Origin of the sequence: Microcoleus sp. AR_TQ3_B6, assembly GCF_036702785.1 — a bacterium.
GTDB lineage: Bacteria > Cyanobacteriota > Cyanobacteriia > Cyanobacteriales > Microcoleaceae > Microcoleus.
The window spans coordinates 62,151-77,431 of record NZ_JAUBVJ010000005.1 but is presented as its reverse complement, the minus strand read 5'-3'; the positions used below and the strand labels follow the sequence as shown (position 1 = coordinate 77,431).

Genomic DNA, 15,281 nt, shown 5'->3' with positions numbered 1-15,281 from the left:
TTAGAATGTAATTAAAAATAATTAAAAACTAGGAGAATTCAAGCAGTGCTGCAAATTGAAAAGCTAAATAAGTCTTACGGCGATCGCTCAGTGCTTCAAGATTTAACACTGCACATTCAAGCGGGAGAAATTTACGGTTTGCTCGGACCAAACGGGGCAGGCAAAACTACGACTATCAATATTTTATGCAATTTGTTAAATGCCGACAGTGGCCAAGTTTTCATCAATGGCGAGCCTGTTTCCGAAGCTACCAAATTATTAATAGGTGTAGCGCCTCAAGAAAATTTGCTTTACAAAAGCCTTAGCTGCGAAGAAAACCTCAATTTTTTTGCTCAAATTTACGGCTTAGAGCGGAAACAGCGTCGCTATCAAGTAAGACACTGTTTGAAAGCAGTAAATTTGACAGATAGAGCTACAAGCCCGGTGGAAACTTTGAGCGGAGGAATGCAGCGCCGTTTGAATATTGCCGTGGCTTTGGTACACCAGCCAAAATTAGTAATTTTAGATGAACCGACAACAGGTTTAGATATTGAAGCTCGCTATGAAATTTGGGATTTAATTCAGCGCTTGCAATCGCAAGGAATCACAGTTTTGCTAACAACTCACTTGTTGGATGAAGCTGAGCGGCTGTGTCAGAGAATCGGGATTTTAAAAAATGGCAGTATTGTAGCGGAAGGTAGTTTAGAAGAGTTGCAAAAACTGATTCCTGCTCAAGAAATTATCGTAGTAAAAACCGACGAAGAAGCTGAAGTCATCGCCCGCGCTCAAAAATACAGTTTCATCCCCCGCCGCTACGGTAGCGATTTAGCTTTTTGGCTGCCGGAACATTTAGAATTAAAAGAGATTATTTTGCGGTTCGATGGAATTTCTATTGATTCAATCGCTCGGTATCCGGTGCGGTTAGAACATATTTATGTAGAAGTAACTAAACAAAATGTATCTTAATCAGCGTCCATAGCGCGTACATCCGCCGACATCAGCGGTTAAAAAATCCAAATTCATCAGCACTCTGCAACACCTCAACAGTACACCTCTAAAATCCGGGTTCTTTCTGCATCATATTGTTTCCCTTGTTCCGGAAAATGACTTTCCGCATCAATCTCAATTACTAATTGAAAAATACTTTAACTACCCGATCGCTAATCAAGATTTGTTCCAGCAGACAAGATCCACAATTCGCGGGATGGTGGAAATCGAACAGGTGGAATGGAACCGGAAGAAGAGAGGGAACTTCAGCGCGAGCGCGGACAAATAGAATTATACAAGCAAAAGCAACAAGAGCCGAAAAATTGCGATCGAGAACAAATCGAAATGGAGAGGAAGAACGAAGACAAACAGAAAAAGCGATCTCGCCAACTGGAGAATATCATCTTTTTTGTCGGAACTGCGATCGGCGGCGGACAAATCTTTTGGACCAGCTATCGGCTAATCAAAGATACACCCATTAAATGACAACCCGATTTTTCCCTCCCGCTTCATCCCTTCAGGGCGACGACGATGGGGAGTTTGGTTTTCGGTTTAATATTCGGCCTGCTGATACTGGGTATCCTGCCGCTGGCGAGAAAAATATCCTCCAGAATCCTGCCGCTAGTAAAAAAAATCTTGGCGTGGTAAAGCGGTGCGTGACAGTCAATAGTAAAGGGCTGCGGTGCAATGATTTTTCACCGTTACGCACCCTAGGACTGATACAAAACATTGTATTCGTAGGGAAACTGCATTGCCGTGTCCTTTAGCCAAACCTACCGGGAATACAATTCATCAAACAAAAAACCGGGTTTCTGATAAAACCCGGTCACCATGAACAAAAGCAATATTAACAATGCTCAAACCTCAATTCTTTAATAACTTCATCCCCATTTTCACCTTGTCCAAAATCGTCTTTTGCGAGACACAAGTAATCAGACAAAGCTTGCCACAATTCAAAGTATCGCGGCGGACTTCCTGAGCTTTTTCGCCGTACCAAATCTCGCGGGCGCTGGCATTTTTGACATTACCAATCACCGGAAACTCATCGCACAATTTCACATCGCCGCGCGTATCAATCCAGTAATTGCGCAGTCCAACGCGACAAGGACGAGTTGAATCTGGAGCTTTTTCTTCCGCAAAGTGAGGAACCATCAATCGCAACACTTCATCGCTGTTCATAATCGGAGCGCCGTTCTTCTTCATTTCAATTAGGCGCTCGATTACTTGTGAAAATTCCTCCATGTCTTCTTTTTCAATCCACAATTCCTCGTAGGTTTCTGCCGTCCAGCGGTTGACCGGTTGGAAGTTCACCGTCGTCGCCCCAATTCCCTGAGCCCAGGTGACTATTTCCGGAAGGTGCCGGAAATTGAGTCGGTTAATTGTCGGTTTGACGTTGATCGGAAACAGGATGTTCTGTTTTTCTTGTTCTTCGCGCAGATAACCGATTCCTTTAGAAAGCCTATCGAACAATCCCGGTTGACCGCGCAAATAATCGTGCAGTTCTGCATTCGGCCCGTCAACGGATATATTCACATTAAAAGGACGAGCAGCCACAGTTTTGGCTGCGTTTTCCTTAGTCATGCAATAGCCGTTGGTGGTGACGCCGGCGTGGATGCCATTTTTATTCGCAAAAGCCAGCAAGTCTATAAAACCTTTTTTAATATAAGGTTCGCCGCCGCTAAAGTTGATGGAAAATTCGCCCACAAATTCTTTGACGCTCAAGAGGGCATTTTGCCATTCTTCGATCGTCATTTCGTCTTTATATTCCTTCAGTCGCCAATACTCGCACTGGCGGCATTTAACATTGCAGTGCTCGTTTACAATCCCGTAAAAAGTGACTGGGGTTGTCATGTCGTATCCTGTATTGATCCGCAGCGATTCGGCTACTGCACTCTTGGTGTGCTTGACGCCCAGTCTCGATAATGTTAAAGCATCCATGTCTTTTTTTCCTTACACGTTGTGAGTTAAGTCAATTTCTCGAATCCTATTTTGTACAATTTTGTACGTATGATGAGGTATTGCTATTTACGTATTCCTTTTGAGTACGTATGCACAATCATAAGTGTTCCGTTTGGGTAGGGCTAGATATTTCTCAAATATTTATAATATTAAGACTTGTAACATATAAGTATATGCAATCACTCAAGGGATGCTTTGTGTTAATAGATGAAGTATGTTTAAGAATTGCCAAAATATATTGCTTTACGATTGACTTAAATTAATAATTTTAATTTTTGTTTAAATTTGGTTAAATAACTTAATACTGCCCCTCAGTAAAGCTACTTAAGTAAGCGGTATAAATAATTTAAAGTTATAGTGAAATGAGCGGCCCGTACAGCAGTTAACTTTACACAAGCTTTACAATAGGGGAATTTAAGTATTTACACAGCAAAAAATGGCGACAAACATGGGACGATATTTGCACGTACTGAAATTGTTCTGGGGTGCGGCGATCGCAGCAGAACTAGAATACCGCATCAACTTTGTCCTCGCGGCCGTCAGCAGCCTCGGAAATCTTACGGGCAGCTTGTTTGGGCTGTTTTTGTTCTACCGTACCGGCTACAGGTTTTCGGGCTATTCATGGGAAGAGGCTTTAGTTGTACTCGGCATTTTTACGCTTTTGCAGGGGTTTTCGTCAACCTTTCTCGCGCCCAACCTCAGCCGTATTGTCGATCGAGTGCAGCAAGGTACTCTCGATTTCGTACTCCTCAAACCCATCAGTTCCCAATTCTGGCTGTCTGCAAACACAGTTTCCCCTTGGGGAATCCCTGATTTAATCTTCGGCGCCGTATTGCTGCTATATGCTGCTAACAAGTTGGGAGTAGAAATCGGCAACTATTTTTTAACAGCAATACCGCTGTTATTCGGAACTATTACTCTTTACAGTATATGGTTTATGTTAGGTGCAACAAGCATTTGGTTTGTCAAAATTTACAACGTTACCGAAGTCCTCCAAGGATTGTTAGAAGCGGGTAGATTTCCAATGGCAGCTTATCCCGCAGCTTATCGATTTTTCTTCACTTTCGTAGTTCCCGTTGCCTTCTTGACGACTGTGCCTGCTGAAGCCATGCTGGGGAGAGGTGAAATCGTTTGGATCGCAGGGGCGGGAATATTGGCGATCGGGCTTTTATTTTTCTCCCGCTACTTCTGGCAATTTGCACTCCGCTTTTACACCAGCGCTTCCAGCTAGTTAAGTAGGTAGGTAAGCTGCTGCATTGTTGACTGTTGACTGTTGACTGTTGACTGTTGACGGGCGGGTCGAAAAACTGAATAGTTGAGTGTTAACTGTTGACTCGATTTTATGATTTCGGTGCAACCGGAAACGATATTAAAAGCCAAACAGCTTATATACCAAATATTCTTTTTCTATTTACTTAGATAGTTAAAAAAGGTAAAATTACAACATATCCTTGAAAGGGAAACTGGAAATAAACCACGCAAACGAAGGCAAACCAATGAAAAGAAAAAAACTGGGCAACAGTAATTTTACTATCAGCGCGATCGGTCTGGGGTGTATGCCAATGTCCTTAAGCGGCAGACCGCCCGAAGATCAATCAATTGCGGTAATTCACCGCGCCCTCGATTTGGGTGTCACCCTAATTGACACCGCCGATTCCTACTGCCAAGATCAATCCGACAAACACCACAACGAACACCTGATTGCCAAAGCTTTGCAAGAGTACAGCGGAGATATTAGGGCCGTTACTGTCGCCACTAAAGGCGGCTTAATGCGTCCTCAAGGTGCATGGACGCGCAATGGCAACCCCCACCATTTACGCAAGACAATTCGGGAAAGTTTTGAAGCATTGGGCGGCAAGAACCCGATCGACCTTTGGCAATATCACTCGCCAGATCCCGCTTATACCATCGAGGAAGCCCTAGCACCTGCAAAAGAAGCAGTAGAAGCAGGAATGATTCGATTTATTGGAGTTTCCAACTTTTCTGTAGAGCAGATCAAACGCGCCCGCGATACAGTAGAAGTTGTCTCCGTGCAGAATCAGTACAATCCTTGGCACAGACAGCCGGAATCAGACGGCGTTCTGGAATATTGCGAAACCGAAAAACTGACATTTTTTCCTTGGAGTCCTTTGGGAGGAAGCCGCCGCGTCACCAGCTTGCAAGATATGCCCGCGATCGCAAAATTAGCAGCAGAAAAAAACGTTTCAGTTTACTGTATAGTATTAGCTTGGTTGATGGCACAATCGCCCTGCATCGTTCCGATTCCCGGTGCGACAAAAGAATCGAGTATTGAGGACTCTGTGCGGGCGCTCGAAGTTAAATTGACTGACGAGGAATTGCAACAAATTGCAGTAAGTTAAATAAGTAATCACCAAACTTGTAGGGCTGTTTCGGGGCGAGTTTAGTTAGGATCTATTGTAAAAACCAGTAGACCCTTTCAAAACCCGCTCTCTCCCACACTTAGGTGAATGAGTACCGCCAGCGATTTAATTAGTAAAGTTGCCACTTTTTGAGGAATTGGGTTTTATGGAAGCTAATCAAGTGAATGTCGATCGAGACGTAGCAATTGAACATCAAAACGTACCTGCCGCCCATGAAGGACTGCACAATTTTTTATACAGTTCCGACTCAGAACACAGCGCAGCAGCCGCTATTTCTGAATTAGAAAATGACGGCACGCAAGTAATGTCGATCGATACGTGGCGCGCTCTAGCAACTAACGCGAAAGTCGCCGGCGTTTACGCTGTAATGGATATTTCCCGCAAAACTCAGTATGTAGGTTACTCGCGAAATATCCTGCTTTCAATCAACGGTCACATCGCCCAAAATGGCGCTGAAAATTGTGCTTTCCTGCGGGTGCAAACTTTCAAATTCCCCAAGCGGGAAGAAATGGAAAGTGTGCGGGATGCTTGGATAGCATCCATTGGCAGCATTCCGCCTGGAAACGGTGCTGAAAGCGAAATGTGGGCGGCTACGGTAGGCCAAGCAGCGCGATCGGCAATGTCTGCAGAAGAACAAAAAGCTTATGAGGAAAAGAAGCTGAAATTGCGCAAAGCAATGGCAGATTCTACTCTTACCAAAGAGTTAGAAACAGCAGCCAAAAGTGAGGGCGAACGACACCCGCATCTGGAAGCTGCTGTTAACAATGATGATTGGAGTGCCGTGATTCAATCGCAAACCCAGGAAACAAAGTCCGGCGAATAAAATTCGCTGCTACATAAACTTTCGTCCGCCATAGATGGGGGCGGGTTTATGTAGGTTATTGGTAAAAATTAAAGAGTGTTAGTGAAGCCGCCCATACTAATTAATGACTAACTTTGCGTTCAGTAACTAAAGTCAAACTTACCCATTCACCCCGCTCATTGTAACTGCGAATCATCCGAAACCGCAAGTCAGGTTCTACCAACCAACCGGCCTCGAAAAATATAGGTTTTCTCAATTCAATCTTGACAGGTAAAGTGCAAGAACCGCCGTCAGGAAGGAGCACAACTTGCACGGGCGAAGCACCTTCGTTAAAGTGCAGAACTGAACCGTCAATCCTGGCGCTAGAACTGATAACAGTAGCATTACTGCCAAAAGTAGTTTTGTGCACTAGGCGATCGCTACTTTCTAAATGCAATTGCATCTTGGTAGAATAGGAATCAGGAGAACGCCAATCTGGATACATTGTCACGGCCTCGCCTTCCCACTCTCCCAGCAAATCCTCAACAGTTAAAGGCGGACGTTCCGGGACACTTTTATCAAGCTGCTTTTCCCGAATTAAGGTAAGTGTTGATAAATTGCCGTCGGTATTGTAGAGCAGAACGAAGCGCAACCGGCGATAATTGTAGATAAAACCAAACTCGCCACCGCACTCAGAATAAGGCGCTAGTTGAATAGTACCCTGAGAAAAAGCTCCCTTCTCAAAAAATAGGATATCTCGTCCCAAAGCTTGATATTCTCGAACAAGTTCGCTGACTTCCGGTTCGCCGACACCGCTAGGATTTGGGTAAAAGCGACGGAGTTTCAATCGCACATTTTTGTTGTCATTGAAACCTTCGAGAGAAATAATGCTAGGAGTATCTTGAAGTACCTCTCCTCGCGTTGATAGCTGAGTGAAGGAACCGTGCCATTCTCCCAAGTTTTGCAGAAAATTTTCCCACTGCGCTACCATATTCTTACCTTTGGATATATGTCTAAAAATAGAATTATAACTCTACTGACGGATTTTGGATTAAGCGATGTTTATGTGGGAGTGATGAAAGGTGCGATCGCCCAAATTAACCCGCAGTTAAAAGTCATTGACATTACGCACCAAATACCATCTCAAAATATTGCGGCGGCGAGGTTTTGTTTGATGACTGCTTTTGCTTATTTTCCGCCGGAAACCGTACACGTTGCTGTCGTCGATCCGGGGGTGGGAAGCAAGAGACGGGGCGTTGCGATTAAATGTGCTAATTGCTTTCTTGTCGGGCCGGATAACGGGTTGTTTAGCGGGGTGTTGAGTCGGGAAAGTGCGAGATCCTGTGTCGAACTCACGAATTCTCAATACTGGCGCACACCTCAACCCAGCAGCACTTTTCACGGTCGCGATATTTTCGCTGCTGCGGGCGCTCACTTGGCGAACGGGGTGGCGTTGGAAGAGTTGGGAGATGCGATCGACCCTGCAAGTTTAGTAGCCTTAGAGATACCAAATTGTGCCATTACAGCCACAGGTGCAGCGGGCTGCATTCAATATGTCGATCGCTTCGGCAATCTCATTACTAATATCCCGAATAATTGCATTATAGGTAAAAATTGGTCATTGACAATTAGCAATAGTTCTGATGCAATTCGCATCCCCAGCGGTAAAACCTACAGCGACACCGAACCCGGCGATTTAATTGCCATAACTGGTTCTGACGGTTGGGTAGAAATTGCCGTTAATGGCGGCAGCGCTCAATCAGTATTAAAATTGGAATGCGGAGCGATCGTGCAATTGCTTTTTGAAACTAACAATTAAATAGGACTTACGCATGGGTACTCACAAACCGGGTTTTTTACGAAAATACTTTGTTAGAATCAGCAGATTCCCTCAAAAACCCGGTTATGAAGGCGGAGTGCGTAAGTGATAGTTTTTTTCGATCGATTACTTTTTCGGCAAAATCCACAATAGTTTGGCGATATTCGGGATTATTAAAAAAAGCATCTCCATTATTGTGCCTAGCATTAGGAACTAGCAAAATTTTTTTATATTCAGGAGAACTAGCATATAACTTTTTGCTCATAGTAGCAGGAACAAAAGAATCGGCAATCCCGTGAACAAACAAAATCGGCATTCGCAGTGATTTAACCTTAGCCAGAGAATCAAACCTTTGCGTCAGCAACAACCGCACCGGAAAAAATCGCATATAAGCATTATTTTCCACCATATCCACCATAGAAGTAAACGAATTGTGGACAATCAAACCAGCAGCTTCTGGATGCCTTATTGCTAACTCAATAGCAACAGCACCTCCCATTGAATGACCATAAAATAAAATTTGGCTAGGCAACAATTGCCGCTGCTTAACTAAATAATTATAAGCGGTTTCCGCATCTTCATATAGCCGATATTCGCTGGGAAAGCTGCCTTGACTGCGGCCGTAACCCCGGTAATCAATCAGCAATACAGAAAAACCCAATTGCCGAAAGCGATAAGATTGAGTGATATTCGCGCCGATGTTCAAACCCCTGCCGTGCAGGTACAATAAAGTTCCTAATGATTGTCGGTTGGCGGCGGGCAGCCACCAACCGTGAATTTTTTCAATTTTGCGGGATCGACCCTTAACTGGCAACCAAACTTCTTGGTAAGGGATGTTAAAAGCATCCGGTGTTTTGGCGATTGTAGGTGTTGGCTGAAATATCAAACGAGTTTGCAGAAAAAACAAGAGTATACAGCAAGCAATGTAGGCGATCGCCCAAATCTTTCCTATTAAAAATAGCAACTTCAAACAATGTCTGTACCTATTTTGTATTTCGAGCATTGTGGTAACTCAAATAAAAATTTGACTGTTTAGCTAAATTAAAAACAATAATTATTAACTTCAAAAAGTAGCCTGTTTTGAGGTAAAATCAATCCTGATGCTTCCTCAGTTAACAATTGGTTGTATATTGTATCCGCTTGCCCAAAAAATTCTTGAGGCAAAAATCTAAATATTGATGCAGCAACATATTGTTTTTCCTTTTCAAAACTTATCCAGTTTCTTGATAATTCTTCTGCTGCCTGACCCGTAGTATTAGAACCAGAAAAAATATCTACTACCAAGTCTCCCGGTTCAGTAAGAAAATTTATAAAAAATGACGGTAATCTTTGGGGAAAACGTGCCGGATGGGCTTTAACATTAAACTCTTTGCACCAACGCAAGTATTGAGAATTACTTTCAGAGTTAGAAATCTCTAGCAAATTAGATGGAATAGCACCTCCATTATCTTTGGCAAATCGATCGCTAATATTGTGACCGGAAGGACGTTCTTTGGGCGTGTAAAAATCATCCGCATTTTTCAAAAGTTTTTTCATTCTCTCAGAATACTCTACTTTTACTTTACTAATATTCGCTTGAGGCTGATTCGTTTTGGAAAGCCACCAAACAGTATTCACAGAATCTTTAGCCCTGATTTTCTTTTTATTCACCCACTCTATAGGAGATGGAAGTTTTGAAGGATTAAACCAGAAAAACTCTTGAGCAAGTTTAAATCCATACTCGTCGCATAATCTAATAAGCACGCGGTAATTGTACAGTGAGCGTACAGGTATTCCTTTTTGATAAGCACCTCCAAGGTCTATAACAAAACTTCCAGTATCCTTGAGAACTCTTTTAATTTCCGGAGCAAAGCCCAGCAGCCAATCAACATATAAATCTTGATCTTCATTTCCATAACTCTTTTGGCGTTGCAATGCAAAAGGAGGGGATGTAATCACCAAATCTACAGAATTGCTAGCAAGACTATTCAGGAGATAAAGAGAATCTCCCAAATAAGATTGACCGTATTGGGTGGTGTAAATTGGGGCGGGCAAAATGTTACTCATGCTTAATTTAGATTAGTTTAAGGTACAACAGACACAGCCTACTGTCATTATATTAAAATCCGTACTGTCAGTTCTAGTAAATCCGTACTTTCAGTACGTGGTGTTGTATATAAATTCTTCGTACCATTCACAAAGCGAACTTTCAGTTCGTTTTTATCAATTGTGAGGGGTATGAATTACAAAGAAGCCAGACAACAATTTGGGACCTAGGTAAGTCAGTTACGCAGAGAAAAAAGGATGACACAGGACGAGTTAGCAGAACTCATAGACAAGACTACTGACTATATCAGCTTATTGGAACGCGGTGAAAGATCGCCATCCTTTGAAGTTATTTTCGCTCTAGCTGAAGCGCTCGATGTACCCGCTACTTATTTAATCAGTTTTAGCCAAAGCGGCCAGAGTACAAATCTCATTAGCACCCTAATAGCTGAACCAGTTTCTCCGTCAGTTGTAGAGCCTGTTGAAGAGGCTGTTACCACGGAAGCAGAACGCATTTCAGATGCTAAACGGCTAGAAAATGCTATGAAAAGCATCCAAGAATTGCAAAATCTCGCTAGTGAATATGGTATTGCGGATATTTTTCAAGATAACGGGGGAAAGACTTTACAGTTATTAATCCTTTTAGGGCTGCGGATATCACCAGGACGTGAAGGAAACGATGCTATTGATGCTGAAGGAAAAGAATACGAACTTAAAACCATAAATATTGCTCTCAATAGAAGCGGTGGGGTCACTAGTCACCATCATTTGAATGAAATTATACTTGAAAAATATCGCAGAGTAGAAGCTTGGTATATTGGACTGTATGAAGGCATAACTCTCAAAGAGATTTATAAACTTACACCTGAAATGCTGGAACCTAAATTGAAAGAATGGGAAGAAAAGGTAAAACTAAAAAACGATCCGCTAAACAATCCTAAAATTCCCTTAAAGCTAGTAAAAAAAGGGCAACTTGTCTACTCTTACAGTAAATATAGCAATCCTAAATGATTATACTCGTTACCAGGCAGAGCCTGGTAACGCAGATCCGGAGGAAGAGCCTCCATAGTCTGGGCCGAGGCAGAGCAAGAGTGAAATCGGTTCCCAGGCAGAGCCTGGAAGTTAATAGGGCATACCTCACCACGCTTGAGAACCGCTATACGTTGCCTAGAGGTAGCGAGTTTTACCCTCAAGCTACCACGAAATTAACCAACTTTCCAGGCACCACAATTACCTTTTTAATCTCCTTGCCTTCCAGGTGACGCTTGGCCAATTCCGACTCGCGAGCAAAGTTTTCCAAAGCAGCTTTATCAGCACCAGAAGGCACTTGAATTGTGCCGCGAGTTTTGCCCATTATTTGAATTACCAGCGTAATTTCATCGGTAATTAAGGCAGAAGCATCCACACTCGGCCAAGTTTGCGTATGCACCGATTCACTGTTACCAGTATTGTGCCACAATTCCTCAGCAATATGCGGTGCAAAAGGCGCTAACAAGCGAATCAAAGTGTTAATTCCTTCTGCATAAATTGGCGAATCTTTACATTTAGCATCATTCAAAGCATTGCTGAGTTTCATCATTTCCGAAACAGCAGTATTGAACTGATAATCGCCCTCCAAATCTTCGCTCACTGCCTTAATTGCAGTGTGAATTGCCCGCCGCAAATCCTTCTCAGGTTTACTTAATACCTCTTTCTCCCCCCCTTGACCGGGGGAGGCAGGGGGGGATGAAGCAAACTCTGTCACCAGGCGCCAAACGCGATTTAAAAAGCGAAATTGCCCTTCCACATCAGCGTCCTCCCACTCCAAATCTTTCTCTGGCGGCGCTTTGAATAAAATAAACATCCGCGCCGTATCTACCCCATATTTGCCCATAACTTCCAAGGGGTCAACACCATTGTATTTTGATTTGGACATCTTCTCGTAGAAGACTTGCAAAGCTTCGCCCGTTTGAGGATCTTTGGGATTTTCGGGGTCTATATCTGCTGGGGGAAAGTATTTGCCAGTAACAGGATTTTTATAGGCCATTGCTTGCACCATGCCTTGAGTTAACAGGCGTTTAAATGGTTCGTCACAATCGATCAAACCCCGATCGCGCAAAACCTTGGTAAAGAACCGCGAATACAGCAAGTGCAAGATTGCGTGTTCGATGCCGCCCACATATTGGTCTACGGGCATCCAATCATTTGTCTTCGCCGAATCGAAGACTTGCTCTTGATTTTGAGCATCGGGATAGCGCAAGAAATACCACGATGAATCGATAAAAGTATCCATCGTGTCTGTTTCCCGCTTCGCCGCAGTGCCGCAACTCGGACAAGGAACGTTTACCCATTCTTCCATCTTTGCCAAGGGCGAACCTTTGCCCGTAAATTCCACATTTTCCGGCAACAATACGGGCAAATCCGATGCGGGTACGGGAACAGTTCCGCAGGTGGGACAGTGAATTACGGGAATCGGAGCGCCCCAATAACGCTGTCTAGAAATTAGCCAATCTCTCAAACGATATTGCACTCGCGCTTTGCCACAACCTGCATCTTCGGCAGCTTTAATAATTGCTGCTTTGCCTTTAATTGAATTCATGCCGTTGAAGCTTTGGGAATTAATCATAATTCCGGGTTCGGTGTAAGCTTCCGTCAGCGGCAGCTCATCATCATCTACAATTACTACTTTAATTGGCAGTTGATATTGATTGGCAAATTTGAAATCTCGCGTGTCGTGGGCGGGTACTCCCATGACTGCGCCGGTGCCGTATTCGTACAGCACGTAATCGGCAATCCAAATGGGAATTTCTTCGCCGCTGAAAGGATTGATTGCTTTGCCGCCTGTGGGGATGCCGCGCTTTGGTTTGTCTTCGGCTGTGCGATCGATCTCGCTTTGGGCGGCGACTTCTTTGATGAAGGTTTCTACGGCGGCTTTTCTGTCTGCCGTTGTCACGCGCTGAGTTAGTGGATGTTCCGGCGCTAAAACAAGGTAACTGACGCCGTAAACTGTATCGGGACGTGTGGTGAAAACGGCGACTTTTTCATCCATTCCGACAATCGGAAATTCTAAGTAAGCGCCGACTGATTTGCCGATCCAGTTGGCTTGCATTAATTTGACTCTTTCTGGCCAATCTGGCAATTTGTCTAAGTCGTTTAATAACTGTTCGGCGTAATCGGTAATTTTGAGGAACCACTGCCGCAATAATTTGCGCTCGACTTTGGCACCGGAACGCCAGGAACGTCCTTCGTTATCTACTTGTTCGTTTGCTAAGACTGTTTGGTCGATGGGGTCCCAATTAACTGCGGCTTCTTTTTGATAAGCTAATCCTGCTTCTAAAAATTGCAAGAAAATCCATTGAGTCCACCGATAATAATCGGGAGAACAAGTTGTAACTTCTTTTGTCCAATCAAAGGAGATGCCCAGACTGCGAAATAAGCCTTTCATTTGGGCTATATTTTCATAGGTCCATTTTGCCGGGGCAATTCCGCGCTCGATGGCGGCATTTTCTGCGGGCAAACCAAAAGCGTCCCACCCCATCGGATTGAGTACGCGATAGCCTTGCATTCGCTTGAGTCTGGCAATTACATCGATGATTGTGTAGTTGCGGACGTGCCCCATGTGCAGGTTTCCCGAGGGGTAGGGGAACATGGATAAGGCATAAAATTTAGGCTTTTGGGTATCTTCTGGCATCTGGTCTAAGTTTTGCTCAGCCCATGTCTGCTGCCATTTTTGTTCTATGGATTGGGGGTTATATCTGGAATCCACAACAATTGCTCCGTGTAGGCTTTAGTAATGTTTGCTTCAGTATTTTTACACATTCAAGGGGCTTCGATTCTGATTTTTCTGGGCTCCAAGGATTTTGGCTCTAATCTCTGTATTATATATTGTAGTATATGTAATTTTAGCTGGGGGGCGATCGACCAAATATCGCGGTTCGCCCTGAAAAAAGTAAATAACTGCAATCCCCAGAAACCCGATTTCTTTGACAAACCGGGTTTATTCTCCTGGTTCGAGCTTAGATGCTATCAGGATCGATGTTCAATTCGCGCAGTTTGGCGGCTAAACGTTCGGCTTTTTGAGCTTCTTGTTCGGCACGCTGCGAGGCTTCTTCGGCGCGCTGCGAGGCTTCTTCTGCCCGCTGAAATTGTCCTTCGGCGCGCTGAAATTGTTGTTCGGCGCGCTGAAATTGTTGTTCGGCGCGCCGTCGCTCTAATTCTCGCTGTTCATCTAATTCGGAATAGGAAAGAAACTTTTGTCCATCAGGGCGATAGATTTCTAACCCTTCCGATCCTAACTCAAACCGCACTCCCAATCTTGGACTTATCCAGCCCTCCATCGGTTCAATTACTTCTAAAATTCCTTCAATTTTTTGCCAACCTGTCAACTCATTTTGTGCTGGGTCATAAAGGTAATACTCCTCGACTCCATAGCGATTGTAAAATGAAAATTTCTTGTTCATTTTTAGTTGGCTGTCGCTGAAAGAGCGAATCTCAAACACGACTTGGGGAGGAATATTATCTTCACGAAATTGTAGGTAAGAACGCCGATCGCCTTTTGGCCTCCCAAATACCACCATTACATCGGGCGCTTGAGAAATATCTGTTCTACCCTCAACCGGATACCACAGTAAATCGGCGGCTATAAACACGTTTGGGTCATCTTTCAACAGCAACTCGCAACCTTCTTTGATTGTGACAATTAATTTGTATTGAATTGTGCTATCTGCCATCGGTTGACCGTCGCTGCATGGATAAATAATTTCTTCGGTTGTGACTTGCATTGTGGTTGTCTCCGAGAAGTTCATCGGGTCGGGGCGGGTTTACCAGATTATGGGTTTGAGGCAATTATTGTTGGTGAAACCCGCCCCTACATAGATATTGTACAACCCGCAATTTATCATTGGTAATTGACAAATTTGGTAGGGGCGGGTTTTACCAACTATCTATGTTTAAAACCAATAATCTCATAAACCCGCCCCCACCCAACGACTCCTAAAATTAGAAAAAATGGCGATCGGCGATCGAATATATCGCTCATTTGCCTTCTAACTGGGTCACTTTTTCCTGGGCAAATTTGCGGAGTGTTTCGTCAGAATCGTTCTGGGCGCGATCGCGCACAAGTTCTAAAGTTTGAGGGCGATCGGGATATAGCTCGATCGTAGCTGCAAGAGCTGCTTGCCGGGGATTATATTGCCACTCATCCTCGCGATCGAAGGGGTCATTGATAGCAACATCGCACAATAACTCAAATAATTCTGGGTCATCTTTCCACCCCCATGCTAATTGTTGTACTGCTGCTTGTCGCACATCCGAATCATCGTCTGATTGAGCCAGTTGTTGGAGAATGGGTAAGGTTTCCGGGTCATCTTTC

14 protein-coding genes and 1 pseudogene are annotated in these 15,281 nt (G+C 43.9%); 8 read left to right on the top strand and 7 right to left on the bottom strand.

What is annotated here, in order from left to right; all coding sequences use genetic code 11:
- The first annotated feature begins 45 nt into the window (after positions 1-45).
- Both QUB56_RS04300 and QUB56_RS04295 read left to right on the top strand, forming a co-directional pair.
- On the top strand, positions 46-945 hold the full coding sequence (locus tag QUB56_RS04300; RefSeq protein WP_332953463.1) for an ABC transporter ATP-binding protein: 900 nt from the start codon (positions 46-48) through the stop codon (positions 943-945).
- Positions 946-1,206: 261 nt separating this feature from the next.
- Positions 1,207-1,452 carry a hypothetical protein gene (locus tag QUB56_RS04295; protein ID WP_332953461.1) on the top strand — a complete coding sequence of 82 codons (246 nt, stop codon included), beginning with the start codon at positions 1,207-1,209 and terminating at the stop codon, positions 1,450-1,452.
- Positions 1,453-1,830: 378 nt separating this feature from the next.
- Here the strand turns inward: QUB56_RS04295 and QUB56_RS04290 are convergent, their stop codons facing one another.
- A complete protein-coding gene (locus QUB56_RS04290) occupies positions 1,831-2,904 on the bottom strand; it encodes a radical SAM protein (RefSeq protein ID WP_332953459.1) in 1,074 nt (357 codons plus the stop codon).
- A 457-nt stretch (positions 2,905-3,361) separates the two neighbouring features.
- On the opposite strand from QUB56_RS04290, the gene QUB56_RS04285 reads away from it, so the two are divergent.
- The 3 genes from QUB56_RS04285 (at position 3,362) to QUB56_RS04275 (ending at position 6,129) form a co-directional block, all read left to right on the top strand.
- On the top strand, positions 3,362-4,156 hold the full coding sequence (locus QUB56_RS04285) for an ABC transporter permease (RefSeq protein ID WP_332953458.1): 795 nt from the start codon (positions 3,362-3,364) through the stop codon (positions 4,154-4,156).
- Between the two features lie 265 nt (positions 4,157-4,421).
- Positions 4,422-5,285 (top strand): aldo/keto reductase, encoded by an 864-nt coding sequence (locus tag QUB56_RS04280; RefSeq protein WP_332953457.1) that lies wholly within the window; start codon positions 4,422-4,424, stop codon positions 5,283-5,285.
- A 166-nt stretch (positions 5,286-5,451) separates the two neighbouring features.
- Positions 5,452-6,129, top strand: a complete 678-nt coding sequence (locus tag QUB56_RS04275) for a GIY-YIG nuclease family protein (protein WP_332953456.1) — start codon at positions 5,452-5,454, stop codon at positions 6,127-6,129.
- Positions 6,130-6,229: 100 nt separating this feature from the next.
- Here the strand turns inward: QUB56_RS04275 and QUB56_RS04270 are convergent, their stop codons facing one another.
- Positions 6,230-7,078 (bottom strand): DUF3598 family protein, encoded by an 849-nt coding sequence (locus QUB56_RS04270; protein ID WP_332953455.1) that lies wholly within the window; start codon positions 7,076-7,078, stop codon positions 6,230-6,232.
- Positions 7,079-7,096: 18 nt separating this feature from the next.
- On the opposite strand from QUB56_RS04270, the gene QUB56_RS04265 reads away from it, so the two are divergent.
- Positions 7,097-7,906, top strand: a complete 810-nt coding sequence (locus tag QUB56_RS04265; RefSeq protein WP_332953454.1) for an SAM-dependent chlorinase/fluorinase — start codon at positions 7,097-7,099, stop codon at positions 7,904-7,906.
- Between the two features lie 37 nt (positions 7,907-7,943).
- Here the strand turns inward: QUB56_RS04265 and QUB56_RS04260 are convergent, their stop codons facing one another.
- Positions 7,944-8,909 (bottom strand): alpha/beta hydrolase, encoded by a 966-nt coding sequence (locus QUB56_RS04260; RefSeq protein ID WP_332953452.1) that lies wholly within the window; start codon positions 8,907-8,909, stop codon positions 7,944-7,946.
- Positions 8,910-8,947: 38 nt separating this feature from the next.
- Positions 8,948-9,952 carry a site-specific DNA-methyltransferase gene (locus tag QUB56_RS04255; protein ID WP_332953450.1) on the bottom strand — a complete coding sequence of 335 codons (1,005 nt, stop codon included), beginning with the start codon at positions 9,950-9,952 and terminating at the stop codon, positions 8,948-8,950.
- Between the two features lie 228 nt (positions 9,953-10,180).
- Between QUB56_RS04255 and QUB56_RS04250 the strand changes: the two are divergent.
- Together QUB56_RS04250 and QUB56_RS04245 are read left to right on the top strand one after the other, a co-directional pair.
- A pseudogene (locus QUB56_RS04250) lies at positions 10,181-10,315 on the top strand (helix-turn-helix domain-containing protein); the annotation flags it as partial.
- A 12-nt stretch (positions 10,316-10,327) separates the two neighbouring features.
- On the top strand, positions 10,328-10,942 hold the full coding sequence (locus QUB56_RS04245; RefSeq protein WP_332953573.1) for a type II site-specific deoxyribonuclease: 615 nt from the start codon (positions 10,328-10,330) through the stop codon (positions 10,940-10,942).
- 178 nt (positions 10,943-11,120) lie between these two features.
- Here QUB56_RS04245 and leuS read toward each other — a convergent pair whose 3' ends face one another.
- The 3 genes from leuS to QUB56_RS04230 form a co-directional block, all read right to left on the bottom strand.
- Complete coding sequence (gene leuS, locus QUB56_RS04240) at positions 11,121-13,676, bottom strand: leucine--tRNA ligase (protein WP_332953448.1); 2,556 nt, start codon at positions 13,674-13,676, stop codon at positions 11,121-11,123.
- Between the two features lie 250 nt (positions 13,677-13,926).
- Positions 13,927-14,691 (bottom strand): Uma2 family endonuclease, encoded by a 765-nt coding sequence (locus tag QUB56_RS04235; RefSeq protein ID WP_332953446.1) that lies wholly within the window; start codon positions 14,689-14,691, stop codon positions 13,927-13,929.
- 253 nt (positions 14,692-14,944) lie between these two features.
- The coding region (locus tag QUB56_RS04230; protein WP_332953445.1) for a HEAT repeat domain-containing protein at positions 14,945-15,281 on the bottom strand (337 nt) is incomplete at its 5' end.

Coding starts and splice junctions, on each gene's coding strand:
- QUB56_RS04295 (WP_332953461.1), top strand. CDS start 1,207: ATGGAACCGGAAGAAGAGAGGGAACTTCAGCGCGAGCGCGGACAAATA.
- QUB56_RS04280 (WP_332953457.1), top strand. CDS start 4,422: ATGAAAAGAAAAAAACTGGGCAACAGTAATTTTACTATCAGCGCGATC.
- QUB56_RS04270 (WP_332953455.1), bottom strand. CDS start 7,078: ATGGTAGCGCAGTGGGAAAATTTTCTGCAAAACTTGGGAGAATGGCAC.
- QUB56_RS04235 (WP_332953446.1), bottom strand. CDS start 14,691: ATGCAAGTCACAACCGAAGAAATTATTTATCCATGCAGCGACGGTCAA.
- QUB56_RS04260 (WP_332953452.1), bottom strand. CDS start 8,909: ATGCTCGAAATACAAAATAGGTACAGACATTGTTTGAAGTTGCTATTT.
- QUB56_RS04255 (WP_332953450.1), bottom strand. CDS start 9,952: ATGAGTAACATTTTGCCCGCCCCAATTTACACCACCCAATACGGTCAA.
- QUB56_RS04285 (WP_332953458.1), top strand. CDS start 3,362: ATGGCGACAAACATGGGACGATATTTGCACGTACTGAAATTGTTCTGG.
- QUB56_RS04275 (WP_332953456.1), top strand. CDS start 5,452: ATGGAAGCTAATCAAGTGAATGTCGATCGAGACGTAGCAATTGAACAT.
- QUB56_RS04265 (WP_332953454.1), top strand. CDS start 7,097: ATGTCTAAAAATAGAATTATAACTCTACTGACGGATTTTGGATTAAGC.
- QUB56_RS04290 (WP_332953459.1), bottom strand. CDS start 2,904: ATGGATGCTTTAACATTATCGAGACTGGGCGTCAAGCACACCAAGAGT.